The sequence below is a fragment of the Luteitalea sp. genome (assembly GCF_022842525.1).
GTDB lineage: Bacteria > Acidobacteriota > Vicinamibacteria > Vicinamibacterales > Vicinamibacteraceae > Luteitalea.
This window is the reverse complement of sequence record NZ_JALHPM010000017.1, coordinates 29,871-56,609: the sequence shown is the minus strand read 5'-3', so window position 1 is coordinate 56,609 and position 26,739 is coordinate 29,871. Positions and strand designations below refer to the sequence as shown.

General features: G+C 69.3%; 16 protein-coding genes. 8 read left to right on the top strand and 8 right to left on the bottom strand.

Annotated features, from left to right (window positions below):
* Positions 1 to 149: 149 nt before the first annotated feature.
* Both Q0C41_RS05650 and Q0C41_RS05645 read right to left on the bottom strand, forming a co-directional pair.
* Positions 150 to 1,373 carry a tetratricopeptide repeat protein gene (locus Q0C41_RS05650; protein ID WP_291981739.1) on the bottom strand — a complete coding sequence of 408 codons (1,224 nt, stop codon included), beginning with the start codon at positions 1,371 to 1,373 and terminating at the stop codon, positions 150 to 152.
* Positions 1,374 to 1,546: 173 nt separating this feature from the next.
* Positions 1,547 to 5,143 (bottom strand): carboxypeptidase regulatory-like domain-containing protein, encoded by a 3,597-nt coding sequence (locus Q0C41_RS05645; RefSeq protein ID WP_291981737.1) that lies wholly within the window; start codon positions 5,141 to 5,143, stop codon positions 1,547 to 1,549.
* A gap of 500 nt (positions 5,144 to 5,643) precedes the next feature.
* On the opposite strand from Q0C41_RS05645, the gene Q0C41_RS05640 reads away from it, so the two are divergent.
* The 5 genes from Q0C41_RS05640 to Q0C41_RS05620 all read left to right on the top strand — a co-directional run bounded on the left by Q0C41_RS05640 (position 5,644) and on the right by Q0C41_RS05620 (position 16,616).
* Positions 5,644 to 7,347, top strand: a complete 1,704-nt coding sequence (locus Q0C41_RS05640) for a CRTAC1 family protein (protein WP_291981735.1) — start codon at positions 5,644 to 5,646, stop codon at positions 7,345 to 7,347.
* A gap of 133 nt (positions 7,348 to 7,480) precedes the next feature.
* The gene (locus Q0C41_RS05635; protein WP_291981734.1) at positions 7,481 to 10,480 is read left to right on the top strand and encodes a tetratricopeptide repeat protein; all 3,000 of its coding nucleotides are present in this window, start codon (positions 7,481 to 7,483) and stop codon (positions 10,478 to 10,480) included.
* Positions 10,477 to 12,174: a CRTAC1 family protein gene (locus tag Q0C41_RS05630; protein WP_291981732.1), complete on the top strand. Its 1,698-nt coding sequence runs from the start codon at positions 10,477 to 10,479 to the stop codon at positions 12,172 to 12,174. The genes Q0C41_RS05635 and Q0C41_RS05630 overlap by 4 nt, the downstream gene beginning before the upstream one ends.
* Before the next feature lie 108 nt (positions 12,175 to 12,282).
* Positions 12,283 to 15,630, top strand: a complete 3,348-nt coding sequence (locus Q0C41_RS05625; RefSeq protein ID WP_291981730.1) for an FG-GAP-like repeat-containing protein — start codon at positions 12,283 to 12,285, stop codon at positions 15,628 to 15,630.
* Positions 15,627 to 16,616, top strand: a complete 990-nt coding sequence (locus Q0C41_RS05620; protein WP_291981728.1) for a nitrilase-related carbon-nitrogen hydrolase — start codon at positions 15,627 to 15,629, stop codon at positions 16,614 to 16,616. Before Q0C41_RS05625 ends, Q0C41_RS05620 begins: the two co-directional genes overlap by 4 nt.
* A 39-nt stretch (positions 16,617 to 16,655) precedes the next feature.
* Here the strand turns inward: Q0C41_RS05620 and Q0C41_RS05615 are convergent, their stop codons facing one another.
* Positions 16,656 to 17,645, bottom strand: a complete 990-nt coding sequence (locus Q0C41_RS05615; RefSeq protein ID WP_291981725.1) for an IPT/TIG domain-containing protein — start codon at positions 17,643 to 17,645, stop codon at positions 16,656 to 16,658.
* Between the two features lie 41 nt (positions 17,646 to 17,686).
* Positions 17,687 to 18,160, bottom strand: a complete 474-nt coding sequence (locus tag Q0C41_RS05610) for a C40 family peptidase (protein ID WP_291981723.1) — start codon at positions 18,158 to 18,160, stop codon at positions 17,687 to 17,689.
* Between the two features lie 147 nt (positions 18,161 to 18,307).
* Between Q0C41_RS05610 and Q0C41_RS05605 the strand changes: the two genes are divergently transcribed.
* On the top strand, positions 18,308 to 18,829 hold the full coding sequence (locus tag Q0C41_RS05605) for an HNH endonuclease (RefSeq protein WP_291981721.1): 522 nt from the start codon (positions 18,308 to 18,310) through the stop codon (positions 18,827 to 18,829).
* Between the two features lie 13 nt (positions 18,830 to 18,842).
* Here the strand turns inward: Q0C41_RS05605 and Q0C41_RS05600 are convergent, their stop codons facing one another.
* A complete protein-coding gene (locus tag Q0C41_RS05600) occupies positions 18,843 to 19,634 on the bottom strand; it encodes a hypothetical protein (protein ID WP_291981720.1) in 792 nt (263 codons plus the stop codon).
* Positions 19,635 to 19,695: 61 nt separating this feature from the next.
* Positions 19,696 to 20,601, bottom strand: a complete 906-nt coding sequence (gene mtgA, locus Q0C41_RS05595) for a monofunctional biosynthetic peptidoglycan transglycosylase (RefSeq protein ID WP_291981718.1) — start codon at positions 20,599 to 20,601, stop codon at positions 19,696 to 19,698.
* Positions 20,602 to 20,768: 167 nt separating this feature from the next.
* Between mtgA and Q0C41_RS05590 the strand changes: the two genes are divergently transcribed.
* The gene (locus Q0C41_RS05590; RefSeq protein WP_291981716.1) at positions 20,769 to 23,636 is read left to right on the top strand and encodes a SpoIIE family protein phosphatase; all 2,868 of its coding nucleotides are present in this window, start codon (positions 20,769 to 20,771) and stop codon (positions 23,634 to 23,636) included.
* Positions 23,637 to 23,657: 21 nt separating this feature from the next.
* Here the strand turns inward: Q0C41_RS05590 and Q0C41_RS05585 are convergent, their stop codons facing one another.
* Positions 23,658 to 25,124 (bottom strand): M48 family metalloprotease, encoded by a 1,467-nt coding sequence (locus Q0C41_RS05585; protein ID WP_291981715.1) that lies wholly within the window; start codon positions 25,122 to 25,124, stop codon positions 23,658 to 23,660.
* Positions 25,125 to 25,181: 57 nt separating this feature from the next.
* Between Q0C41_RS05585 and Q0C41_RS05580 the strand changes: the two genes are divergently transcribed.
* Positions 25,182 to 25,727, top strand: a complete 546-nt coding sequence (locus Q0C41_RS05580) for a hypothetical protein (RefSeq protein WP_291981714.1) — start codon at positions 25,182 to 25,184, stop codon at positions 25,725 to 25,727.
* Here the strand turns inward: Q0C41_RS05580 and Q0C41_RS05575 are convergent.
* Positions 25,724 to 26,734 carry a hypothetical protein gene (locus tag Q0C41_RS05575; protein WP_291981713.1) on the bottom strand — a complete coding sequence of 337 codons (1,011 nt, stop codon included), beginning with the start codon at positions 26,732 to 26,734 and terminating at the stop codon, positions 25,724 to 25,726. The genes Q0C41_RS05580 and Q0C41_RS05575 overlap by 4 nt on opposite strands.
* Between the last annotated feature and the right edge of the window lie 5 nt (positions 26,735 to 26,739).

The following is a 26,739-nucleotide window of genomic DNA, read 5'->3' as shown; positions in this document are numbered from 1 at the left end:
CATCAGTGGGCCGCGGGCGGCGGGTCGCGTCGCGGCAGCGGTCGCCGGCGCAGACGCTGGCGTGGACGGCCGCGCTGGCGTCCGGGGCTGGGCGGTCGCCATCGTGGTCGACAGACACACGGCAAGCACGGCACCACACACGTGCCTCGTCATCGCGGGGGCGTCCCTGGCGTGGGTGGCGTGCTCCCCGCCGATGCCGCCGCGGCGGCCTCGGCCGCTTTCGCGCCGGGCTGCTTCGCCTGAGCCTCGGCGTTCAGCCGTTCGATGACTGCTCGCATGCGATCGCCGTCGTCCCGCCGCTGCAGGCGGTAGTACACCGTCGCCAGAAGTACGTAGGCCTCGGTGAACGTCGGCGAGTCCGCGACGATGGTCTCGAGGACGCCGCGCGCCTGCTCGGTCTCGCCGCGTGACACGTGCAGACCGGCGAGCGAGAAGCGCGCCGTCGGGTCCTGGGGCCGCATGCGCAGGGCGCGACGGATGTAGGGCTCGGCCTCGTCGAACTTCTGCTCGCGCTTGCGCAGGTCGCCGATCTCGATGTTGGCCTGGAAGTCGTTGGGGTTGTTGGCGAGTTCGGCCGCGAAGGCCCGCGCGGCGCCTTCCTGATCGCCGGTGCGCAGCAACGCGCGGCCCATGAGGCTGTGCACGAGCGGCAGCTTCGGGTTGATCGTGGCGGCCTTCTTCAGTTCGTCGAGCGCCGCCGGGTTGTCGGTCCGCCGCAGGTGCACGGTGGCCATCAGCAGGTGGGCCTCGGCCGACTCGCCCTTGGCGAAGATGCGGTCGATGAGCCTTTGCCCCTGGTCCAGTCGATCGGTCTCGATGAGCGCGCTGCCCAGGATGTACGCGAACGCGGGGCTGTCGCCATAGCTCTCTTCCCACAGCGCGAGGGCGTCGATGGTGTCCTGGAACCGCCCCATCTGCAGGTAGCAGTCGCCGAGCAGCAGGCGCGCGTTGAGGTGCGTGCGGTCGGCGGCGAGCACCGCCGCGAACGTCTCGGCTGCCGACGGAATCTGTGCCGACTTGTAGTAGGCCAGCCCCAGGTTGAAGCGGAAGGTCGCGTCGGCGGGAGCGGCCTCGACCGCCAGGCGGTACTCGCGAATGGCCTCGTCGTATCGCCCGAGCTTGACGTACGCCGCCCCCATGTTGGAGTGCGCGCCCGGGTTGTCGGGATTGAGGTTGAGCGAGGCCTGATAGGCCGCGATGGCGCCGAGGGTGTCGCCAGCCTGGTGCAGTTCGATGGCCTGCTGGAACAGCGACTCGGCCGTGGGCTTCTGGGGCCCCGCCGGACGCGTCTGCGCGGCCAGCGGCGGGCAGGTGACGAGCATCACGAGGGTCAGGCCGAGGCCGCACCCGCGCGCGAGGAGTCGGTGGAACACGATGGATCGATTCTAGTCCTGAAGAGGCAACCGGGAACCGGGAGTTCGCCCCGATGGGTAGGGCCGGCTCTCCGAGCCGGCCGTCTGCCGGCATCGCAGCATTGGACGCGACCGGAATGCGAAAGGGCCGGGATGGTATGCCACCCCGGCCCTCGTCTCGAGCGGTCGCTCGCCTAGAAGTAGTACTTCAGCGCGAACTCCACCACGCGACGGCCGCGCAGCAGGTTGATCTTGCCGAAGTTGGCGATGGTGTTCGGCGTGAACGAGAAGCCGCCGGTCGGGTCGCAGACGTTGTCCACCGTGCCGCCGTTGCCGTTGGGCACGCCGTTGACGGTGACGTTGCACTGCGTCTCGAGCATCAGGTCGATGTCGTTCGTGAGGTCGGACCGCACGCCGGCATAGGCCATGTTGAACAGGTTGAAGAACCCGACGCGGAACTGCAGCCGCTGGTCGTTGGAGAAGCGGAAGTCCTTGAAGATCGTCAGGTCGTGGTTCATGCGCGTCGGGTAGCGCAGGTTGTACGGCGGGTTGATGTCGCCCACCTCGCCACCGGCCAGGTTGGGGAGCCGGATGGCATTGATGTCGAACAGCTTGTCGCCCAGGCTCGCGTCGCCGGTGCGCGGGTCCGAGACGTAGACCGGCGCGAAGGCCCCCGACCCCTGCCCACCGATGAAGGACGGCGTGCCGAAGAAGTAGCGCTCCATGCCGTCACTGTTGATCGGGCCCGTGAGGCGCAGACGAATCGGGATACCGCTGGCGACCGTCGAGATGCCCGACAGCTGCCACCCGTTCAGGAGGCCCTTGAGGAACACCGGGCCGTCCTGGATGGGATCGGGCAGCGTCGCGTTCCACGAGAAGTTGAAGATGTGGGTGCGATCGCTCTCGAGCACGCCCTCCGACCGCGCCGGGTCGATGGGATCCAGCGAGGCGTACTCCCCACCGAGCGACCCGGTCGAACGCGACAGCGTGTAGGTGCCGAAGTACGAGAACTTGCTGCTCGTCTGTCGGCTCAAGGTCACCTGCAGCGAGTTGTACGTGCTGTCGCCGCGCAGGTCGAAGATGGTGACGTTGGAGTACGCCGAGAACGGACGGTAGCGGTTGACGACGACGTCGGCGGCCGCGGCGCGGTGCAGCGGGTTGCTGAGATCGGCGTTGCCGACCAGGCCGGAACTCATGCCGCCCAGCGGGATGGCGTTGCCATCGGTGCGGCTCACCAGATTGACGCCGCGCGTGCCGACGTAGGCCGCCTCGATGACCTGCCCCCACGGGATACGGCGGGCGTAGGACACCGAGTAGCTGTGCGTGGTGGGCCAGGTGTTGTCGTCCGGGCTGAGGCTGGGCGTGTTGACGCTGATGGCGCCGGCGCCCGCCCGCGCCAGGCCGTCGACGAAGCGGAGGGTGTCGTAGTTGAGGCCCCGTCCGCCCGCGAAGTCGGACGACACGTCGCCGGGCGTCACACCGACGTTGTAGGCGTTGGGCGCGACCCGCAGGGTGGTGTCGTACTCCACGTTGCCCATCGGTCGGTTGATGAACATGCCGTAGCCGCCACGGAGGACGTTGTTGCCCTCGCCATCGATGTTCCACGCCAGGTTGATGCGCGGCATCCAGAACGGCGATCGGTTGCCGACCAGATCCTTCGGCACGTCGCCGGTGGCGGCGTACTGGTAGCCGTTCAGGCGCTGGAACGTGCCCGGGTCGAGGAACGTGCCGACGTTGGGGTTGTAGGCCGACGGATCGAACACGGCGCCGAGGCCGTTGCGCTCGATGTTGTTGGGCATGTACGCCCAGCGGAGGCCGTATTCGAACGTCAGGTTCGAGCGGACCTTCCAGCTGTCCTGCGCGAAGATGTCGAAGTTCCAGGCGCGGAAGTTGCCCACCGGGATGCGCGTGCCCTGCACGGCCTGGGCGAACTTGCCGGTCATCATGTCGGCCACCGTGTTGCCGGTGGTGCCGCTCGCCCAGTTGGCGAAGATCAGCTGGACGTTCTCCTCGTTCTGGAAGTTCTGTTCCTTGCTGAGGCGGGTCGCCGTAGCGCCGAACTTCAGACCGTGGGTGCCGACGATCTTGGTCAGCTTGTGCTGGAACTGCAGCGCGTCGTTGTAGGCGAAGACGTCGTTCATCGGCGACCACAGGTCACCGACCTGGCTGCCGCCCCAGCTGTGGATGGCCTGCAGGGGCAGGTACGGGCTCATGCCCGGGAACATGCCTTCGAAGTCGATGCCCTGCGACGCCTTGCTGACGCGCGACGGGTCCCTGTAGAAGTTGTCGAGCGTCAGCCGGCTGTAGCTCACCAGCGACTCGGCCGTTGTCGTCGGGCCGAGCACGTTGACGAGGTTGAACGAGTAGCTGTTGCCGGCCGCGTCCTGCACGTTGGGCGTCGGCAGCGCGACCTGCGAGGGGCCCCACCAGCCGCCGCGGGGCTGGTCGAGCGACTCGCTCTCGCGGGCGAAGCGGACGTACGCCTTGGTGTTGTTGCTGATGTTGAGGTCGACGCGCGTCTTGAAGTCGTTGCGGTTCTGCGGCTCGAGCGCCGAGTACACGTAGTTGAACCGGTTGGTCGGATCCTGGTAGTTCGGGTCCGGATAGGCGTTGACGAGGAACTGACCGAGCGGGTGGATGAAGGGCGCGATGTTGTTGCCCGGCGCCAGCTCACCCGCGCCCGCGAAGCCGCCAGGGATGTTCACCGTGGTCGGCATGTTGAGGTTCTGGCCGGTGCCGGCGAGCAGCTCGCTGAAGTCACCGCGCTTCATCGCCGCGGTCGGGACCGTCGTGAAGCGCGAGCCCGAGTCGACGTTCTGCTTCTGGTACTCGTAGCCGACGAAGAAGAACAGCTTGTCGCGGTTCTTGGTGAACCCGAGCCCGGGGATGACGATCGGGCCGCCGACGTTGCCGCCGGGATACTGGTAGGTGTCCTTCGGCTTGTCGGTGCCGGCAATCGAGTTGGAGCGGTCGTTGGCGCTGAACTTCGAGTCGCGGATGTAGTCGTACAGGGTGCCGCGGAAGCGCGAGGTGCCCGACTTGGTCACGGCGCTGACGCTCATGCCGCTCGAGCCGTACTCAGCCGCGTAGTTCGAACTCTGGACCTTGACCTCCTGCACCATGTCGTTGTTCAGCGTGACGATCACGCCGCTGTTCGACCCGATGTCGATCAGCGCCGAGCCGTCGAGGCTGACGGTGTTGCCCGAGCTGCGCACGCCGTTGACCGTGTAGGCCTGGGTGTTGTTGGCGCCACTGCCGAAGCCGACGCTCTGCATCGTGCTCGCATCCGGCGCCACGACGCCCGGCAGGATGCGGAGCAGTTCGAGCGAGCTGCGGCCGATGATCGACAGCTTGTCGATCTGCTCGGCCCGGAGGACGCCCTCACGCGCACCGGTCTCCGTCTGGATGATCTCGGGCGACGACGTGACCGAGACCACTTCGTTGAGCTGGCCGACCTCGAGCGACACGTCGACGCCGCGGGTATCGGCCGGCGACAGCGTCAGGCTGGTCTGCTCGTAGGTCTTGAACCCCTGCAGTTCCACCTTGACGGTGTACGTGCCCGGGAACAGGCCGGAGAAGAGGTAGCCGCCGCGGTCGTCGCTGACCGCCGTGCGGACGGCCTTGGTGCCTTCGTCGGTCACGGTCACGGTGGCGCCCGGCAGGACGCCTCCGGAGGTGTCCGACACGGTGCCCCGAACGGTGGCCGTGGCCTGGGCATGCGCCAGGGTGGGCAGGGAGAGCGCCAGGACGATGGCGGCAACCCATCGGTGGCATCTCGGAACTACGTGCATAGCAGTCTCGCCTCGCAGGTAACTGGGCGTGCGAACGCCGGCCGTCGGGGGACCAGACATCCGCACCATGAACGTCCTACTGCTTTCAGGTGAGGCGGAGTATCTGCCCGGTTTCTGAGGCTTGTCAAGCGCTGGAAATCGTTCAAAAACTTGAACTTACGGCGCCTGTGAGCCATTCGGCCACAGGCTCGGGATGGGCCTCAGGGAAGGGCCGAATTGGACCGACCACCTCGGCGGCGAAGTCGCTATCGACAGATAGGGGCTGTGATGAATTGGTCCTGTTGAGGGACGAACTCTCGCCAATTGGACGGACCACTCGCGCCGCTTGAGAAATAAGTGGAAGGTCCTCTTTCGTGGCGTCCGTCTCAACGGCCGCCCGCCCCGACGAGCGAATCCGGCTAATTGGATCAGGTGGCCGCCCTCTCTTGTCACATCGTGGGATCAATGCGCACCGCCGAGCCCGCCGCGACAAGACGACGGCCGTGGTACAACGCGGGGATATGCCTGATCTCTGGCTCCCGCGGCGGTCCCGCCGCGAGTTCCTGCAGGCGGCGGGCGCTGCCGGCCTCGCCGCCTCCTGGCCCTGGTCGTCACACGCGCAAGCCGGCGATCCCGTCTTCGAGGCCATCCCGGCCGCCCGCAGCGGCATCACGTGGGTGCACGACAACGCGATGTCCGAGTTCCGCTACCTGCCCGAGACCTGCGGGTCGGGCTGCGCGTTCCTCGACTACGACGGCGACGGGTGGATGGACATCTACCTGGTCAACAGCGGCCCGGCCGACATCTACACGCCGAAGACGCCCATCCGCAACGCGCTGTACCACAACAATCGCGACGGCACCTTCACCGACGTGACCGAGAAGGCCGGCGTGCCTGGCGGCACCTTCGGCATGGGCGTCGCCGTCGCCGACTTCGACAACGACGGCTTCCCCGACCTGTTCGTCACGGCGTACGGCACCTGCACCCTGTACCGCAACAACGGCAACGGCACCTTCACCGACGTGACCGAGAAAGCCGGGCTGCGCGTGCCCGGCTGGACCACCAGCGCGGTGTGGTTCGACTACGACAACGACGGCCGCCTCGACCTGTTCGTCTGCAGCTTCGTCGAGTTCTCGCTGAAGACCAACGTGTACTGCGGCGACAACAAGCTCGGACGCCGCTACTACTGCATCCCGCGCGTCTTCAAGCCGTCGTCGTCGTTCCTCTTCCACAACAACGGGGACGGGACCTTCACCGACGTCACGAAGGGCACCGACATCCAGCGCGCCCTCGGCAAGGGCCTCGGCGTCGTCGCCACCGACGTCAACAACGATCGGCAGCTCGATCTGTTCGTCGCCAACGACACGGTGCAGAACTTCCTGTTCATGAACCGCGGCGGGGGCAAGTGGGAGGAAATCGGCCTGGCCTCGGAGGTCGGCTTCTCGGCCAATGGCCAGCCGCGATCGGGCATGGGCGTCGATGCGGCCGACTTCGACCAGGACGGGTGGGAGGACCTGTTCGTCGCCAACGTCGATCAGGAGATGTTCTCGCTCTACAAGAACCGCGGCAACGAGTCGTTCCAGGACGTCGCGCACGCCAACGGCGTGGCGCAGTCGACGCGCCTGCTGAGCGGCTGGGGCCTCAAGTTCTTCGACTACGACCTCGACGGGCACCTCGACCTCATGCTGGCCAACGGCCATCCCGACGACATGATCGAGCACTACTCGACGCAGGTCAGCTACAAGGAGCCGCTGCTGCTGTTCCACAACGAAGGCGGCCGGCTGAAGGATGTCAGCGCCGGCAGCGGTCCGGTGTTCAAGGAAGAGTTCACGGCCCGCGGCCTCGCCGTCGGCGACATCGACAACGACGGCCGGCTCGACGTGCTGATCAACAACAACGGCGGCGCGCCGACCCTGCTGCACAACCGCGCCGGCAAGGGCCATCACTGGGTGGGACTGTCGCTGCAGGGGGTGACCTGCAACCGCGACGCCATCGGCGCCCGCCTCAGCTGGTCGGTCGGCGGCAAGGTCACGCGGCGCTTCCGCCCCGGCGGCGGCAGCTATCTGTCGGCCCACGACCCGCGCGAGGTGCTCGGTCTCGGCGCCGCGACCCGCGTCGACTGGGTGGAGATCGCCTGGCCCGCCCCGAGCACGCGCGTCGATCGCCTCACCGACGTGAAGATCGACACCTATCAGAAAGTCGTCGAGGGCAAGGGTCTCGTCTAGAGAGGCGTCGACCTCAAGGTCGACGGGACGCCTATCTGTCTGAACCCGCACGTCTAGTGCATTCAGGTGAGCGCGTCGTCCTGGCCCGGCGGCTAAGCTGACGGTTCGGCTATTTCCAGCCAACCAGGTATCGATGTCTGCACAGATGCTCTCTGGGCGGCGGGCGTGGTGGCTCGCCGGCTTCTTCCTGCTGCTGCTGAACAGCGCCTACCTCGGCGCCTTCGCGACGGCATCGGCGTTCTACTACGCCCAGGTCACCCTGCACATCGTCGGTGGTGCGGTGCTCGGCGTCACGGCGCTGCGGTTCCTGGTCCGGCACCGCGCGGTGCCGGACGGGTGGGGCATCGCCGCGGGTCCGCTGCTGGTGGCGCTGGTCACCGGGGCGGCGTTGACCTGGACGGGCGCCACCCGTCCCTGGCGGTGGCTGCTCTACACCCACATCGCCGCATCGGTGCTCGGCGTCCTGCCGGTGCTGCTGGGCCTGCTCGTGCGCCCGTTCGGGCGGCGGGCGGCGCGTGAGAGCCGCCTCGGCGACGCGGCCCTCCCCGGCGCCACGCTGATGCGAGTAGCCGTCGTGGTGACGCTGGTGGCGATGGTCGGATCGATCGTGTACGTGAGCCGCCACGGCGCGGTGCGCCGCGCGTCGTACCGCATCCAGAACCCGGCGGTCGTGCCCACCTCGATGTTCGAGGAGGGCGCCGGCCCGAACGGGCCCTTCTTCCCGTCGTCGGCCAACACCAACCGCAACGGCGTGATCCCGTCGAACTTCTTCATGACGAGCAAGGACTGCGCGCGCTGTCACAAGGAGATCTACGACGAGTGGAACGAGTCGGCGCACCATTTCGCGTCGTTCAACAACCAGTGGTACCGCAAGTCGATCGAGTACATGCAGGACGTCGTCGGCACCCAGCCGTCCAAGTGGTGCGCCGGCTGCCATGACCACGCGGTGTTCTTCAACGGCCGCTTCGACACGCCGATCAAGCAGCAGATCGACACGCCCGAGGCGCAGAACGGCCTGAGCTGCACGTCGTGCCATGCCATCACGCACGTCGGCAGTTCGATGGGCAACGGCGACTTCGTCATCGAGTACCCGCCGCTGCACGACCTGGCCGTGAGCGACCAGCCGCTGTTGCGGTGGGCGCACGACAAGCTGCTGGCTCTCGACCCGCAGCCGCACCGCGAGACGTTCATGAAGCCGTTCATGACCGAGCAGACGTCGGAGTACTGCAGCAGCTGCCACAAGGTGCACCTCGACGTGCCCGTCAACGGGTATCGCTGGATTCGCGGCTTCAACGACTACGACAACTGGCAGGCCTCCGGTGTGTCCGGCATGGGGGCGCGCGCGTTCTACTACCCGGCCAAGTCGTCGGGCTGCGGCGACTGCCACATGCCGAAGGTGGCCTCCACCGATCCGTCGGCCAAGGACGGCAGGCACAAGAGCCACCGCTTCGCCGCCGCCAACACGGCCCTGCCGTTCGTCAACGGTCACGCCAACCAGATGAAGGCCGTGCAGTCGTTCCTCAAGGATGGCCAGGTCTCGGTCGACGTCTTCGGTCTCGTGCGCACGCCCGGCGGGCAGGTCCTCGAGGAGCGGCAGCTGGCCGGCGCCGAGCCGCGCCTCAATTCGACGTTTGCGGTCGGCGAGGAATCGATGCACTTCGGCGCCGGCAGCGCCGTGGTGACGACGCCGGTCGAGGTGGTGGCGCCGCTCGACAAGGCACAGCCGGCACTGCGACGCGGCGAGAGCGTGCGGCTCGAGGTGGTCGTCCGGACCCGCAAGGTCGGGCACTTCTTCCCGGGCGGCACCGTCGACGGCCATGAGGTCTGGGTGGAGCTCGAGGCGGTCGACAGCAAGGGCCGCACCATCATGCACAGCGGCAAGGTGGCCGACGAGGGTCGCGGCCGGGTCGAGACCGGCGCGCACTTCTACAAGAGCCTGATGCTCGACGCCGAAGGCAATCCGATCAACAAGCGCAACGCCTGGGCGGCGCGCTCGGTCGCCTACGTGCGCCTGGTGCCGCCGGGTGCCGCCGACACGATCCACTACCGACTCGACGTGCCGCCCGATGCCGGTGACACCATCACCCTGACGGCGCGCATCAACTACCGCAAGTTCAACTGGTGGAACACGCAGTGGGCGTTCGCGGGCGTCCGCGATCCGCAGCACCGCGACGTGCGCCTCTCGAAGGACTACGACAACGGTCGCTGGGTCTTCACCGGCGACACGTCGAAGGTCTCGGGCAAGGTGAAGGAGATCCCGAACCTGCCCATCACCGTCATGGCCGAGTCGAGGACGACCCTGAAGGTGGTGGACGCGACAGCGCCCCTGCCCGCCGATGCGCCGGTGGTCACACAGGCAGTGCGCGAGCGCTGGAACGACTACGGCATCGGCCTGCTGCTGCAGGGCGATCTCAAGGGGGCCGAGGGGGCGTTCCTCAAGGTGACGCAGGCCGAGCCCGGCTACGCCGACGGCTGGGTCAACGTGGCGCGGGCGCGGCTCAACGAGGGCAACGTCGACGGCGCCACCCAGATGCTGCAGCGCGCGCTGACGATCGACCCGCGACTGGCCAAGACGCACTTCTTCCTCGGCCAGGCGGCCCGGGCCCTCGGCGACTACGACACGGCCATCACCCATCTGCGCGAGGCCGCGCGTCAGTACCCCCGCGATCGCGTCGTGCGCAACCAGTTGGGCCGCGTGCTGTTCCTCAAGCGGCAATACGCGGCCGCGATCACCGAATTCAAGGTGGCGCTCGACGTCGACCCCGAGGACCTGCAGGCGCACTACAACCTGATGCTGTGCTACCAGGGTATGGGCCAGACCGACCTGGCGGCGCGCGAACGGACCCTGTACGAGCGCTTCAAGGCCGACGAGTCGGCGCAGGCCATCACCGGCGACTTCCGGCGCCTGAATCCCGACGACAACAACGAGCGCCAGAGCGTGCACGAGCACCGCACGTTCACGCCGTTCCCGGCCGACGCCGCCTCGTCGGGACAGACCACCGTCGCCACCTCGGCCCCTGCGGCACCGCCGACGCGGCTGGGTCCGGCGCCTCGCCGGGCGGCGGCACCGGCACGTCCGACGCCGCTGGCGGCGCGGGCCCCCTCACCGGCGAAAGTCGAATCCCCAGAATGATGCGTCATCGTTTCCTCACGCATGTCCTGTCCGCCATCGCGGTGGCAGGGGTGGCGGCCACCGCCGTGATGGCCCAGGGCGCGAAGGCGCGCGGCCCGGTCGCCTTCACCGACGTGACGGTCCAGTCCGGCGTCACCTTCCGCCACACCAGCGGCGCCTTCGGCAAGAAGTACCTGCCGGAGACGATGGGATCGGGTGTGGTGGTGCTGGACGTCGACAACGACGGTCGGCAGGACCTCTTCTTCGTCAACGGCACGGTGTGGCCCGGGCGGGCGGCGACGCGCAGCCTGCCGGCGCTCTATCGCAACGCCGGCGGCGGCCGCTTCACCGACGTCACGCGCGCGGCCGGGCTCGCCACAACGGCGTACGGCATGGGAGCCGCGGCGGCCGACTACGACAACGACGGCTTCATCGACCTGTTCGTCACCGCACTCGGTGGCAACCGCCTGTATCGCAACACGGGCAAGGGCACGTTCCAGGACGCGACCGTCAGGGCCGGGGTCGGTCGGGCCGGCTTCTCGACGAGCGCCGCCTGGCTCGACTACGACAAGGATGGCCGGCTGGATCTGGTCGTGGCCAACTACGTCCAGTGGCAACTGGAGAAGGACATCCACTGCACGCTCGACGGCAAGACCAAGTCGTACTGCACGCCGGAGAGCTACAAGGGCGAGACGCCGTTCCTCTTCCGCAACAACGGCAACGGCACCTTCGAGGACGTGACGAAGAAGGCGGGCCTCCACGATCCGACGAGCAAGGGCCTCGGCGTCGGCCTGCTCGACTACAACGGCGATGGCTGGCTCGACATCTTCATCGCCAACGACACCCAGCCGAATCGGCTCTACCGCAACACGGGCAAGGGCACCTTCGTCGACGAGGCCGTGACCGCCGGGGTCGCCTTCAACGAAGCGGGGGTGGCGCGCGCCGGCATGGGCGTCGATGCCGCCGACTTCGACGGCTCGGGCCGCCCCGGCCTGCTCATCGGCAACTTCTCCAACGAGATGCTGTCGCTCTACCGCAACGAGGGCAACGGCCTGTTCATCGACGATGCGCCGACGTCCACGCTCGGGCGCGAGTCGCTGCTGTCGCTGACCTTCGCGTGCTTCTTCTTCGACGCCGACAACGACGGCCTGCTCGACATCTTCACGGCCAACGGGCACGTCGCCGACGACATCAGCCGCGTCCAGCCCAAGGTCACCTACGCCCAGCCGGCGCACCTGTATCGCAACACCGGCAAGGCCCGGTTCTCCAACGTCGCGGCCGGCAGTCCAGCCCTCTCGAAGGCCGTCGTGGCCCGCGGCGCCGCCCACGTGGACATCGACAACGACGGCGATCAGGACCTCGTGGTGACCGTCAACAACGGCCCGGCGCGGGTGCTGCGCAACGACTCCCCGGCCGCGCAGGCGCTGCGCCTGTCGCTGGTCGGCGTGAAGTCCAACCGGTCGGCCATCGGCGCGCAGGTGCGTGTCACCGTCGGCAGCCTCACCCGGACGGCGATGGTCAAGACGGGTTCGAGCTACCTGTCGCAGAGCGAACTGCCGCTCACCTTCGGGCTCGGCGCGGCGTCCAAGGTGGAGCAGGTCGAGATTCGCTGGCCCAGTGGCCAGGTCGATCGCCTCGGTCCGCAGACCGCCGGCCAGACTCTGGTGGTCACCGAAGCGAAGGGCGTCACCGCGAAAGTGCCGTTCGGACGGTGATCGGCGCCGTGGATAACGGTCGCCGGGGCGAGCATCACTGACCGTCGGCCAAAGGCCGACGGCGACAACGGACCGTCGGGCAAGCCCGACGGCGACAGACACACATACATGACGCGAACATTTTCGGTGCTGGCTGTAGTCGTCTCGTTGGGCGTCGTCCTCGCGGCGCAGACCGCGCCGTCGCCCCGCGACGTGCGCGAGCGGGCGTGGCAGGCCAACAACCTGGGCGTGGCCTATCTCGAGCAGTTCAATCACGAGAAGGCTGCCACCCAGTTCGAGGCCGCTCTCGCCATCGACGGCAGCTTCACGCCAGCCCGTGTCAACCTGGCCATCGCCCGCCTGTACGAGCCCGACCTGCCAGCGGCCCTGAAGGCCGCCACGGCTGCCGCCGCCACGCCAGCCGCGCCGCCGCACGCCGACTTCGTCCTCGGCCTCATCGCCCGCAGCGAGAACCGCGAGGCGGATGCCGTCGCCGCGTTCCGCCGCGTGCTGGAGACGGACCCGGACGATGTGGCGTCGCTGGTGAACCTGGGGCAGTTGCTGCTGCAGCGGCGCGAGTATGCCGAGGCGGTCCCCGTCTTCTCGAAGGCCGTGGACCTCGAGCCCTACAACGTGTCGGCGCTGTACAACCTGGCGGTCGCGCAGACGCGGGCCGGCCAGCGGGAACTGGGCGCCGCGACGACCGCGAAGTTCCAGGCGCTGCGCGAGACCGGCTACGGCACGACCTACTCCAACACGTACATGGAGCAGGGGCGCTACGCCGAAGCGATCCTCTCGACCGGCGGTGAGCCCGACCTCGTCCCGCCCGCCCGCCCGTTGACGTACTCGACGACGCCGCTCACCTTCGCCGGCAGTGCCGTCAGCGCCCTCGCCGCCGCCGACGTCGATGGCGACGGGCGCAGCGACTACCTCACGGTCGGTCCGCTGGGCGTCGACGCCTACCTGAACGCCGGCACGACGCCGCAGCGTGTGCGTCCGGCGCCCTGGCCGGTGCCGGCGGCCCTCGGGACCCGCGGCGTGGTGGTCGCCGACGTCGACAACGACGGCAAGGCGGACCTGCTGCTGCACGGGCGCGGGGGCATCGCGCTCTGGCACCAGAAGTCCGGGACGACACTCGACTTCGAGGACGTGACCGCAGCGAGCGGCATCGTCACGTCGCTCGACGTGCGCACGGCGGCCCTGGTCGACCTCGACCACGACGGCGACGCCGACGTGGTGCTCGGCGGTGCGTCCAGAGATGCGGGCGACGCGGCGCCGCTCGCGGTGTGGCGCAACAACGGCGACGGCACGTTCGCAGACATCTCGGCCACCGCGTTGCCTGGTCAGACCCCGATGGTGGCCCGCGCGATGGTGCCGACCGACGTCGACCTCCGCCGCGACATCGACCTGATCGTGCTCGGCGACGACGGCCGCGTCCGCCTGTGGCGCAACATGCGCGACGCGTCGTTCCGCGAGGTCTCGACCAGTGTCGGGCTCGACGCCCTGCCAGCCGCCGCGGCCCTCGCCGTGGGCGACGCCACCAAGGACGGCTTTCCCGACATCGCCGTCAGCGCGAAGACCGGTGAAAGCGTCCTGGCGGTGGGCGCCTCGAACAACCGGTTCAACATCAGACCATTCGCCGCGCTGCCTGCCGCTGCGCACGCGGCCCAGATGGTCGATGCCGACAACGACGGGCTCCTCGACGTCGTCACGCTCCAGGCCGACGGCGTGCGTGTCATCCGGCAGGTGGCCGGCGGCTTCGAGGACGTCTCGACGCGGGCTGGTCTGGCGACGGCACCGGGTGTGACGGCCGGTGCCGAGGGCGGTGCGTTGCTGCTGCTGGACACCGATGCCTCCGGCGGCATGGACGCCGTGATGTTGCGAGCTGGGACGGCCACCCTGCATCTCGCCTCGGGCGCGGGCTGGCCGAGCATCCGTGTCCGCCTGACCGCGCAGGTGAGCAACCGCAGCGGCCTCGGTGCCAAGGTCGAGATGCGCGCCGGCAGCCTGTGGCAGAAGCTCGAGACCTCCGCGTCCTCGCCGTCGTCCGCTCCGGCCGACATCCTGTTCGGCCTCGGCACGCGGGCGTCGGTCGACGTGGTCCGCGTGCTGTGGCCAGCGGGCATCGTCCAGGCCGAGCCCATTAGTGCCGACACGCTGAAGGCCAATGCCCTCGACGTCGTCGAACTGGATCGCAAGCCCTCGTCGTGCCCGTACCTCTACACGTGGAATGGCGATCGCTTCGAGTTCGTCACCGACTTCCTCGGCGGCGGCGAGATGGGGTATCAGGTTGCCCCGGGTGTCTTCAACACGCCAGACCCCGAGGAGTTCGTTCGCATCCGCGGCGACCAGTTGCGCCCGACGGACGGCCGCTACGAGCTGCGGATCACCAACGAGCTCGAGGAGACGCTGTTCCTCGACCACCTGTCGCTCGTGGCCGTCGACCATCCGGAGGGGATGGACGTGTTCCCGCGTGAAGGCCTCGTGTCGGCACCGGATGCCGGTCTGCGCCTCGAAGCGCTGCGCAACCGCCGCGCCGCGACACGCGTGACCGACGCCGCTGGCCACGACGCCACGCGCGTCGCCGCACGCACCGATCGCGCCTTCGTCGACGGGCTGCCGCTGCTGCCGGTGCGCGGGTACGCAAAGCCTCACGCCATGACCATCGACCTCGGCGCCGACACGCCGGCACGCGGCGCCGTCCTGCTGCTCACCGGCTGGACCGACTACGCCTTCTCGAGCGACAACATCGCGGCCTCGCAGGCCGGCCATGCCCTGCAGCCGCCAGCGCTGCAGGTGCGCGATGCACGCGGCGTCTGGCAGACGGTCATCGCGGAGATCGGCGTGCCGGTGGGACGACCGCAGACCATCGTGGTGGACCTGACCGATCGTTTCCTGTCGGCGAGCCGCGAGGTGCGTATCGCCACGAGCATGCGCGTGTACTGGGATCAGGTCGAGGTCGCGACGCGTGACACGCGGGCCACGCCGATCGTGACGCGCGTCGACGCGACGACCGCCGACCTGCGCTGGCGCGGCTTCTCCGAGATGGTCTCGACGCAGGAACCTCTGACGTTCGACTACAGCCGGGTCCTCGCCACGTCGCCCTGGAAGCAGATGCCCGGGCGCTACACGCGTGAGGGTGACGTCAGGTCGCTGCTCACCTCGGTCGACGATGCCTTCGTCGTCTCGCGGCCGGGCGACGAGGTCGCCCTGTCGTTCGACGCCTCGGCGCTGCCAGCCCTGCGCGACGGCTGGACGCGCACGTTCCTGCTGCATGGCGACGGCTTCAGCAAGGAGATGGACATCAACTCGGCCAGTCCCGATCAGGCCTGGCCCCTGCCGTCGCGGACATCGCGCGGCGCGCGTCCCGGCATGTCGACGCCGGCGTCCCCCCTCGACGAACCGGAGTGGTTCACGCGCTACAACACGCGCGTCGTGGGACGCCAGGTGCCGCGCCTGGCAGGCCTGCCGCAGTGACGACGCCCCGCCTGCGGTACGCCGCGGCCGCGTGCCAGACCGACCTGCCGTGCCCGCGGACGCGGGCCGACATGGCCGCCAACACCGACCGCATGATCGCGATGATCGACGCGGCGGTGATCGGCAGCCAGCCGTTCCTGCCGGTCCGCCTGGTGGTCTTCCCCGAGTTCGCGCACGCCGCGCCGGCCTACGCCACCGTGGAGGCGCTGATCGAGCACCTCGCCGTCCCGATCCCCAACGCGCACACGGACCGCCTGGCGCAGCGCGCGCGCCAGCACGACCTCTACATCCAGAGCGGGTCGATGATCGAGGTCGATGCCCGCTGGCCCGGGGTGGTCTTCAACACGACCTGCCTCATCGGGCCTGACGGCATTCTCACGAGGTACCGCAAGGTCAACCCGTGGATTCCGTTCGAGGTCCACGCCAGCCCGCACGACATCCCGGGCTATGACGAGCCGCTCTTTCCGGTGGCCGACACCCCCATCGGCAAGCTGGGGTGTGCGATCTGCTACGACTGGCTGTTCCCGGAAGCGATCCGCCAACTGGCCGCCAACGGCGCCGAAGTGCTGATCCGCGTCTCGGCGTACATGGACCCCTGGGGCGCGACCGAGCCGATGAACTGGTGGACGCTGGTCAACCGGACGCGCGCCCTCGAGAACATGGCGTTCGTCGTCGCGGCCAACCAGGGCGCGAGCCTGGCGCACTACCCGCCGTATTCGTGGCCGGGGGGCAGCCAGGTGGTGGACTTCGAGGGACGGCTGCTGGCCGAGGCCTCGCCCGGCCCTGGCGAGCGCATCGTCGTGGCGCCGATCGACATCGAGGCGCTGCGGCACGAGCGCAGCACCCGCATCGGCCACCAGATGCTGGCGCACCTGCGGACGACGGCCTACCCCATCTACCAGGCCGACGGCTTCCCGCCCGCCGGCATCACGTCACCGATCACCTACGCATCGAACGTCGCGCGGATCGTGCAGCGCAAGGGATGAGTGCGTGGGAGGGCGCGCTCGCCGAGCGCGCCGTGTGCCTCAGCCGATCCGGTAGATCGTGTCGTCGGTGCAGACGACCATGGCCCCGTCGGTCGGATCGAAGGTGATGCCGACCAGACCGGCGCCGCTCACCACCACCGTGCGTGTGCCATCGGCAGCGACCCGATAGACGGCGCTGTCGCCCGCCAGGGCATCGACGACGTGCAGGACGCCGTGGCGATCGAAGGCGAGGCCCTGCGGCCGACCGAAACCCTCGACCCAGCGTGTCACGACGCCGTCGGGCGTGACCGTGTAGAGCGCATCCGACGAGTTCAGGGTCGGCGCGGAGACGACGAGCGTGTCGTCGGGCGCCACGGCGAGATGGAAGGCGGCGACGCTGGGGGGAATGGTCGCGAACGGCTCGGACCGGCCCTCGCGGTTGACACGATGGATGGTGCCGGACCGGTCGCCGACGAGCAGGTCGCCCGCGTGCGTGAAGGCCAGACCGAAGGCCACCCCGAGGCCGTCTGCGAATCTGGTCACCGCGCCGTCGGCGGTCACGCGTGACACGGTGCCCTCGAACCGGCTGGACACGTAGAGATCGCCGTCCGGGCCGAACGCGAGGGATGTGGCATTGCCGAGCCCCGTGACGAACGGCTCGCGGGCGCCATCGGGACCGACGCGGAACACCGACACCGGCGTCTGCTGGCCGCGCTGCCCGCTGAGCGTCGCGTACAGGCGTCCCTCCCGGTCGAACGCCGGGCTGTCGACCTGGTGCACGCCAGTCGCGAGGACGGTGCCGACCTCGATCACCGGCGTCGAACCTTCGAGTCCTTCGATGACGAGCGGTTGCCGCCCGCCGGGCGTCCCGGCCGGGACCTCGGCGACGAGCACGCGGGGCGAGGCACGCACCACGCGGGCGCGCTCCCCACCGAGCCGGACGTCGAGCAGGTGCCCTGGCCGGATGTCGAAGCCACTGCCGCTCACGGTCAGCCGGCCGCCAGGCAGCACGGCCGTCGGCTCGATGCGTTGAATCGCTGCGCGTTGCACGTGGCGATCGTACCTTGAGCCCTGCGCCTGAGCCCTGAGCCCTACTCCACGCGCCGCGCGCCCGCGTAGCGGTCGGACCAGTAGGCCGCGTCGAGGCGGTCGATGCGGACTCGGCTGCGAGTGTTGGGGGCGTGGATGAAGCCCCCGTCGCCGGTGGCGATGCCCACGTGCGAGATGCGACGCCCATCCGTGCGAAAGAAGACGAGGTCGCCTGCGGCGATCTCGCGGTCGCGCACCTTGCGACCGATCTCGTACTGCGCCTCGGCCGTCCGCGGTAACGCCACCCCGGCTTCGCGGTAGAGGAACTGGACGAATCCGCTGCAGTCGAACCCGCTCGGGGACGCGCCCCCGGGGCGATAGGCCGTCCCCGTGTAGGCACGGGCATCGGCGAGGATCGCCGGGCCCGAGACCACACTTCCCGGGTGGGTCATCACCGGCCGGCGCCCCCCACCGGAGGCACAGGCCGAGGCGGCGACGGCCAGCAGCACCACGAGCACGCGCCCGGCGAGTCCCATGTCGGCGCTATCGGGCGCTTCGGTGTAACTCTTTAGTCACGTGCACGTTACCGGTCGAATGGATGGCTTGACAGTGTCGAAGCCCGTCGGCCAGACTACGAGCACGTACCGTTGCACGGGTCAGTAACGCCGCCTATGGAGCAGACATTGCTTCTCAACGCGACGTGGGAGCCCCTCAAGGTCGTCAACTGGCAGAAGGCCCTGACCCTCTGGTGCCAGGGCAAGGTGGAGGTGGTCGCCAGTTACGACCGGGAAGTGCGCTCAGTCTCGCTGAGTTTTCGACTTCCTTCCGTCATCCGCCTGCTGCGGCGGATACGCATCAGGCGGGCCATCGACGATGTGCCCTTCTCGCGCGCGAACATCTACGCCCGCGATCGCTGTACGTGCCAGTACTGCGGTGTCCGGTTCTCGGCCGCCGACCTCACGTTCGACCACGTCATCCCGGTGGCCCAGGGTGGTCGCAAGACCTGGGAGAACATCGTCGCGGCCTGCGTGACCTGCAACAGACGCAAGGGTGGGCGCACGCCGGAACAGGCCGGCATGTCGCTGACACGCCCGCCGAAGCGGCCGTCGAAGGCGCCGGCGGTGCGGCTGACCATCGGGCTGCGCCACACGCCCGACAGCTGGCGCGACTATCTGTACTGGAACGTCGAGCTGGACGAGACCTGAGCGGGTGCGCGGCTCAGGCCGCGCGGACCGGCACGACGGGCGGCTGCGCGCGGCTGAAGTCGCGCACGATCAGGTCGGCCTCGGTGAAGAGCGCGCGCCCGGGCGGTTCCTTGAACGGCTCGACGAGCACGCCCGGCGCCCCCGGCAGGTCGTCGACGACCTCGACGTAGCGCTGCGGGTACGACGCCTCGCGGAACGTCACGCCGACCACGGCCTCGTGGCGGGTCTTGAGCGTGGCGAAGTCGTGCATCACCACTTCGAGCATCTCGTCGGACGGCGAGGTGGCCAGGTAGGACAGCACCAGGTCACGCACGTCGTCGAAGAACTGTGGCGGATGCGTGCGCGCATCGAACGTGCCATCGGCCCGCGCAAGCTGACGCAGGCCCTGGCCATCCGGCGCGATGTGATAAAGCTCGTGCACGACGGTGTCGAGCCGCACGACCCAGGGCGGCAACCCCGGATACCGTTCCAGCTTCCGTCGGCTCACCTGATCGGTGAAGCGCGGCAGCGTCACCGAGATCATGTAATCGACCGGCGTGCCACGAATCACGACGCGAGGCGAGCGGGTGACGAAGCACGGCGAACGCCTGGTGATGACGCCGGTCGCCTCGTCCGCCCAGAAGTAGTACCCGGGTTCGCTGGTCGGCAGCGTCAGGCAATGGCAGGTCGCGTTGGGCCCCTCGGTGCCCGACCGTCCGCGACGGGCGAACACGAGCGTGCGCTCGGGACGGACGTGGGCGAGGGCCGGGACGCGCAGGGCGATGTCGGCAACGAGGCCGGAGAGCGCGTCGGTGAAATGAAACATCGCTACTTGGCGAATCGGGCGGGCGGGGCCGCAACATGAGACACCCGCAAGGCCCGCCGGGTCAAGCTCGAGGCACGGGCGGCGGCGACGGCCGAGCCGGCGTCTCGTCTGCAGGAACGGGGCTCGACGGCGGCTCGTCGGCCGGCGCCGGCGCCTGGGGCGAATCGCCCTCCTCTCCGTCGGACGCCGGCAGCGTCGCCGGTGTCTCCGGGCGTTCGGGGAGCGGCGTCGGCACGCTCGCCGCAGCCGGCTCGTCCTTCTGCTCGGGCGGCGGCACGGGGGCATCCCGCATGCCCATCCGCCTGAGGATCATCTGCTGCCGACGACGCAGACGGGGTGGGGGATCGGCAGGGCTGTAGCGATTGGGATTGATCAGTGCCCCGGCCAGCAGCGCCGCCTCCGCCGCCCCGAGGCTCGACGCCGGCTTGCGGAAGTAGTGACGGCTGGCGGCCTCGGCGCCCCAGGTCCCGCCGCCCCACTCGACCACGTTGAGATACAGCTCGAGAATCCGACGCTTGCTGAGCAGGCGTTCGAGGCGCCGCGTGATCAGCAACTCGCGCAGCTTGCGCAGCGGCGTCTGCGACTCCGAGAGATAGAGGTTCTTGGCGAGCTGCTGCGTGATCGTCGACCCGCCCCGGACGATGGTGCCCTTCGTGAGGTTCGCCTCGAGCGACTCCCTGATGGCGTCGATCTCGATGCCCTCGTGGTCCCAGAAGCCGCTGTCCTCGGTGACGAGCACGGCGCGCTTCAGCGTCTGCGCGATGCGGGCGTAGGGCACGAAGCGGTAGTCCTGCGTGGCGGGGCGTCCCTCGGCGTGTGCCTGATCGGCGCGCAGCCGCATGAACGCGGTGGCTGCCGGTGGGCTGTCGACGAGCGGTCGCACGTCGGGCAGCGTCACGACCAGGTAGCCGAGAAAGCACACACCCGCCGCGATACCGCCTGCTACCACGCGTCCTGCCGTCCGCATCACGGGCGATCGTTTCGACACGGCTGAGGAGCGGCGGCGCGGGGGAGCCATCGAGGTGTCAGCAGTATAGCGGCCGCGTCTTACGCGTCGGCGACGCGCAAGACGGGTCGGCCGCCTCGCGCCGGCCGGACGAGCGAAGCGTGCACCACTCCCGTACAATCTCGCCAATGACCGCCCGGGTCCAGGTGCTGGCGGAGGTGACCCACGATGCGGTCACCGCAGCGATGCTGCGTCGTCGTCGGCTGCTGGCCACGCTCGTGCTGCTGGCCCTGGCGGCGGTGTCCTTCTGGGTCGTGGTGGCGCTGGTCCGGGCACGCACGCAGCCCACCCTCGGCGTGCAGATGAGCCGGAGCAGTTCGTCGCTGCTGCGCCGGCCGGACGGCCGCGTCGCCGTCATCCGGGCCGTCCGGGCTCACAGCCCGGCGGCTGAGGCCGATCTTCGCCCTGGCGATCAGGTGATCAGCATCGATGGCGTCGCCATCGGCGACTCGGGGGCGCTGATCGCTCGGCACGACCGCCTGCAGCCCGGCGATGGCGTCGTGTTCGAGATCGAGCGGGAGGGACAGCGGCTGACGCGGCGCGTGACCGCGGGCCGCGTGCTCGTCGGGCGATGGGCGTGGGCGGGCGTGGCCATCCGCGTCGTGCTCGTCTTCACGCTGTTCCTGGGCATCCCCTCGGTGGTCTTCAAGTGGCGGCCGCATGATCCGCGGGCGCTGCTCTTCATGCTGTTCGGCTCGACGTTCGGCCTCTCGATGCTGAACTTCTCGGTGCCGGGCCTGAGCCAACCGCCTGAAAGCGTCCTGCCGATTCCGGAGGCCTTCCGTCGGTTCAACATGACGTCGCTGGCCATCACCTACGCCTGCGCGCTGGTCATCAACCCGACGCTGCTCCACTTCCTCGCGCTGTTTCCCGAGCCTCGGCTGGCGCCGCGCGCGCTCGGCCGCATGCTCCGCTGGACCTACCTGGTGCCAACCCTGGTCTGCTGGCTGGCAGCCCCGGTGGTGGTGCTGGTGGCGGCCACGTGGTTGCCGGCCCCGGCGCGTCCGCCGGTGGCGTTCACGCTGGCAGCCCTCTCCGGGGCCGGGGCATTGCGGGTGTGGTGGACGCGGCTGCGACGGCGCCCGTGGCGGACGCGGCTGCTCGACGACATCCACTGGCTCGGCGCCGCCGTCGCCCTGACGTACGTCGCCGTGATGCTCTCGGCGATCGAGGCCGTGAGCCTGCGATCGAACGAGGCGGCCGGGGTGATGGCGGGGTTGCTGATGGCCGCCGCTGCCGCGCTCTTCGGTGTCGGGGTCGGCGTCGCGTACCCGATTGCGTGCTGCATCGCGATGTGGCGTTCATGGCGACTGAGCTCGCCGGACGTCCGCCTGCAGATTCGCTGGCCGCTGCTGAGCATCGCGCTGGCGCTGGGCATCGCCGTCGTGCTCTCGCTGCTGTCGATCGGCCTGTCGTTCTCGACGGGCAACACGCCGCCGCCGTGGCTGTTCTCGGTCTTCGAGATCTCCACGTGGGTCGCATACTCGGTGATCCCGCTGGCCTTCGCCGCCGCGGTCCTGCGCTACGGCCTGATGGACATCCGGTTCATCATCCGTCTGACGTTCTTCTATCTGCTGACCACGGCCAGCGTCTACATCGGGACGTTTGCCGTCGTCCTGCTGCTGGCGACGGCCGTCGGATCGGCCGCCGACAGCAATCGTGTCACCACGATCCTGATCACGCTGCTCGCGATGTCGCTGTGCGAGCCGCTGCGCCGCCGCATCCAGCGGCGCGTCGACAAGCACTTCTATCAGCGCACGCCAGACCCGGTGGGCGTGCTGGCGCGGCACGGCCAGGCCCTGCGCGAGGTGACCCGCCCGGACGACCTCGAGCGACGCCTCGTCCTCGCCCTGCAGGAAGCCATTCCGCACGGGCCCACGTACGTCTTCCGTCGGCGCGAGGATCAGGCCGAGTTCATCGCGGCGCACTCACCGGACCCGACGGCCCGCGAGGCATTTGCCGCGCTGCCGTTCCTGACGCGGCGCGCCCCCGATCTGCTCGGCCCGACCGTGCTCGTCGAGTTGACGATGGACGTGGAGGAAGCGAGCACGTGGGATCGCCTCGGCATCGAGTCCCTGCTGCCGGTGCGGCAGGGGGATGCGATCGCGGTGGTGCTCGGCCTCGGCCGCAAGCGCTCGGACGAGGCCTGGCAGGAACGCGACATGGAGATTCTGTCGTCGCTCGCGGCCCAGACCTCGATGGCCATCGCCGACATCGAAGCGCGTCAGCACGACGCCTCGCTGAAGGAGGCCTTCGACAACCAGCGCGCGCTGCTGCCGCAGCAGTTGCCGCAGCCGGACGCCTTCTCGATCGCCGGGGCCTGGCATCCCGCGCTGGCGGTCGGCGGCGACTACTACGATGCGTGGTGGCTGTCGACCGACGCCATCGCGCTGTGCGTGGCCGACGTCGCCGGCAAGGGCCTCGCGGCCTCGCTCGTGATGGCCAACCTGCAGGCCACGGTGAAGGCGCTGGCCGGCCCCGACGTGAGCCCGGCCGACCTCTGCACCCGCGTCAACGAAACCCTCGCCGCCAACCTGCGCAAGGGCCGCTTCGTGACGTTCTTCTACGGCGTACTGCGGCTGTCGACCGGCGAACTGCGCTACGCCAATGCCGGCCACAACCCGCCCGTCCTGTCCTCGGACGGCGCCGTGCATCAGCTCGGCCTCGGCGATCCCGGTCTCGGCCTGCTGCGCACCCACCGCTACCGCGACGCCAGCGTCACACTCGGCGCCGATGCCCGCCTGCTGCTCTACACCGATGGCGTGACCGAAGGCCGCAGCCCGGACGGCGAGGACTTCGGCATGGCGCGCCTGCTCGATCTGGTCGACCGGCCGCACGCCAGCGCCGGTGCCCTGCGCGACGACGCGCTGTCGGCCATCGCCGCCTGGACGCAGGGGCAGTTCGACGATGACGTCACGCTGCTGGCGGTGGTTCACCGCCAGGGCAACGAGCCGTTGTTCCAGTCGCAGAAGATTCGCCTGCCCGGGTTGGGCTAGCCGGGCCGGGCGGGCCGGGCGTCATCGCCCTTCGATGACGACCTTCAACCTGTCGCCGGCCTGCGGGCGCTCCTGCGGGCTGAAGCCGTTGATGACCGCCAGGCGTGCCGCTGGCACCAACTTCTGCCCCGGGCCGGCCGCAATCGATTCCCAGGTGTCGCCCGCCTTCGCGGTGTAGAGCTCGAGCACGCTGGGTCGGATGCGTTCGGCCTCCCCCGCGCTGAGCGGCTGGAACGACTGCACCGTGCCGTCCACGGCCTGCTGCAACTGGCGGTAGGCGTTGGTGCCCGCCAGGCCGGCCAGCCGGAACACCTGGTTGTTGTGCCGAATCCAGGCCGCGCGGAGCACGACGTCGCCCATGTTCTGCATCTGGCCGCGGAACGTCCCGACGAAGGCCGGCAAACCGTTGACACGCGTCTCACTGCCCTCGACGAACTGCAGCCCCGTCTGCCCGAGGTCGGCGGCCGCCACGTCCTGCAGCGAGCGGGCCTGGCCGGGCTGCACCAGTTGCAGGAAGACATACCCGCCGCCCCCCTGCGGCTGCGCCACCACCTGCTGCGGCGTGTTCTGCACCTGCCAGCCCTGGGGGAACTCGAGCCGGAACCGCATGTCGGGATGGAGGAAGGTGTTGCCACGCAGCACGCCCTCGCGCGGGTTCTCCCCGAACATCAGGCCGTCGACGCGCTGCAGGTAGGCCGCGCGGTTGACCGCCAGCTCGCGCGTGGCCTGGGCCCGGAGCGACGAGACGCGCGCATCGAGGCGGGCGACTCGGTCGGCCGGCATGGGGTGGGTCGACAGCCAGTTGGGCACGCCCTTGCGGTCCGGGCCATCGTCCAGGCGACCGAGCGTTTCGAGCATGCTGGCGACGCCACGCGGATCCCAGCCCTGAGCGGTGGCGTACCCGGCGCCGAGGTCGTCGGCCTGCAGTTCGTCGTCACGCCCGAACTTGAGGAAGGCGACGCCGAGTCCGGCCTCCGCGACCTGACCGAAGGGGCGCAGCTCGGGCACGAAGATCTGCCCGAGCAGCAGTCCGAGCGAGCCGGCCGTCTGCTTGCTGTACTGCGCGGCTGAATGCCGGGCCGTCACGTGTGCAATTTCGTGTCCCAGCACGCCGGCCAGCTCGGCTTCGCTGTTGAGGTGGGCCAGGATGCCGCGCGTCAGGTAGACGAAGCCGCCGGGGACGGCAAACGCGTTCACCGCCGGGGCATCGACAACCGCGAAGGACCAGGGCAGGTCGGGTCGCTCGGTGGACGCCGCGAGGCGATGCCCGATGCCGTCGACGTACTGCTGCAGCGCCGGATCGTCGACCACGCCCATCTCCCGGCGGATCTGGGGATCGGATTCCTTGCCGAGCGCCACTTCCTGCGCCTCGCTCATCAGCGAGAACTCGCGTTGGCCGGTGGCTGGATTGGTGGCGCAGGCCACGGCCACGGCGGCGACGACAGCCAGTGCGGCCACGCGCCACGACATTCCTGTACGTTCGGTCATCCCACTCTCCTGCCTGTTCAGCACTAGCAAGGATGGCGCCAGTTGAACAAGAGCCCGGTGACTCTCGTCGCAGACCAGTACATGACGCCGGAACTCCACGCCCTTCCGGAGCCGCTGCCCACTCGGTTGCGCTGGACGCACACCCAGCGTCGCACGGCCTGGCTCTTCGATGACTCCACCTGTATCGGGTCGCTGGGGTTTGCCGGCTACGGCCGGGCCAGCGGCCTCACGAGCCGGGGTGTCTGGCACCTGCAGCGACGCGGCGTGCTGCAGCTCGGCGTGCACATGGCGCCGGCCGACGGACGGCGCGCCCCGATGCTGATGCGCCAGTCGTGGTCCTTCGACGGCACGCTGGACCTGCCGGGCGACGAGCCCGTCGAGTGGCGGGCGCTGGGCAGCCTCGGCGACACGTGGGCCTTCGCCCGCGTCGGCGACGGCGCGCGTCTGCTGACCTTCCGGACGTCCGGGGCACTGCAGACCGAGACGATGGTGGAGGTGGCGCCCGCCGCCAGCACCCTCGGAGACGCGTCGCCGCTGTTGCTGCTCGGCGCGTTCCTGGTGCGGCTGGCGGTGGACGACAGCGTGGTGATCGCGGGCGCCTAGCGCGTCTTCCCGCCGAAGTAGGACGGGATGACCATGCTCCGCATCGTCTGCAACCCAGCCGGCGCGGTGAGGACCTTGGGGATGGAGTTGACGGTGATCGACGCGGTGGCGATGTCGCCGTGGACGCCGCCGGCGATCTTCATGTGCAGGTCGGGCGATCCCTTGACGATGACCGCGTCGTAGGACTCCGGAGCGCCGAGGTAGGCCTCCATGTGGAGCGTGATGAGCTCCTGCCCGGCCTTGTCGTACCCCGTGCCGGTCTGGACGATCCCGGCCACCTGCCCCTTCTCCACCTCGAGGAACTGGCTCCTGGTCGCCTTCGTGGCGATCCTGGGGCCGATGACGTCGGTGATGGTCTCGAGCTTCCATCCCATCGCATCGGCGATCATCGCCACCGATTCGGTCAGGCCGACGTGGCGCACCGATCCGCTCTGGACCTTCTCGGCGAATTCATCCGGCGACAGGCCCGCGCCGATTTTCTGCTGGAACGGCAGGCGACGGATCGAGGCGTCCTGGATGCGCTCGACCCGGATGGTGTCGACGCGCTCGCAGACGCCCGTCAGGGTGATGGGCAGGGCGTCCATCGTGAAGCCGGGATTGACGCCGGTGCCGAGGACGGCCACCTTGGCCTTGCGCGCCAGGGCGTCGATCTTCTTGGCGAGGCGCTTGTTCGAGAACCACGGGTAGGCCAGTTCTTCCGTGGTGGAGACGATGGGCAGCTTGTACTTGAGGACGTCGGCGATCTGGTCGGTGACCTTGGCGAGCGACGAACTCGTGCAGAGCACCACCACATCGGGCTTGCTGGCCTTGACGACCGGGCCGAGCTTGCCCTCGACGATGACCGTCAGGGTCCGCCCGAGTTCGGCGACCTCACCGAGGTCCTTGCCGATCTTCGCGGGGTCGAGGTCGACGGCGCCGACGATCTTGAATCCCTTGCGGGATGCGCATTGACGAACGACACCAACGCCGATGGGACCGAGCCCCACGTGCAGGACGCGAATGGCCATGACCG

Coding starts and splice junctions, on each gene's coding strand:
- Q0C41_RS05645 (WP_291981737.1), bottom strand. CDS start 5,143: ATGCACGTAGTTCCGAGATGCCACCGATGGGTTGCCGCCATCGTCCTG.
- Q0C41_RS05640 (WP_291981735.1), top strand. CDS start 5,644: ATGCCTGATCTCTGGCTCCCGCGGCGGTCCCGCCGCGAGTTCCTGCAG.
- Q0C41_RS05635 (WP_291981734.1), top strand. CDS start 7,481: ATGTCTGCACAGATGCTCTCTGGGCGGCGGGCGTGGTGGCTCGCCGGC.
- Q0C41_RS05630 (WP_291981732.1), top strand. CDS start 10,477: ATGATGCGTCATCGTTTCCTCACGCATGTCCTGTCCGCCATCGCGGTG.
- Q0C41_RS05625 (WP_291981730.1), top strand. CDS start 12,283: ATGACGCGAACATTTTCGGTGCTGGCTGTAGTCGTCTCGTTGGGCGTC.
- Q0C41_RS05610 (WP_291981723.1), bottom strand. CDS start 18,160: ATGGGACTCGCCGGGCGCGTGCTCGTGGTGCTGCTGGCCGTCGCCGCC.
- Q0C41_RS05600 (WP_291981720.1), bottom strand. CDS start 19,634: ATGTTTCATTTCACCGACGCGCTCTCCGGCCTCGTTGCCGACATCGCC.
- mtgA (WP_291981718.1), bottom strand. CDS start 20,601: ATGCGGACGGCAGGACGCGTGGTAGCAGGCGGTATCGCGGCGGGTGTG.
- Q0C41_RS05590 (WP_291981716.1), top strand. CDS start 20,769: ATGACCGCCCGGGTCCAGGTGCTGGCGGAGGTGACCCACGATGCGGTC.
- Q0C41_RS05585 (WP_291981715.1), bottom strand. CDS start 25,124: ATGACCGAACGTACAGGAATGTCGTGGCGCGTGGCCGCACTGGCTGTC.
- Q0C41_RS05575 (WP_291981713.1), bottom strand. CDS start 26,734: ATGGCCATTCGCGTCCTGCACGTGGGGCTCGGTCCCATCGGCGTTGGT.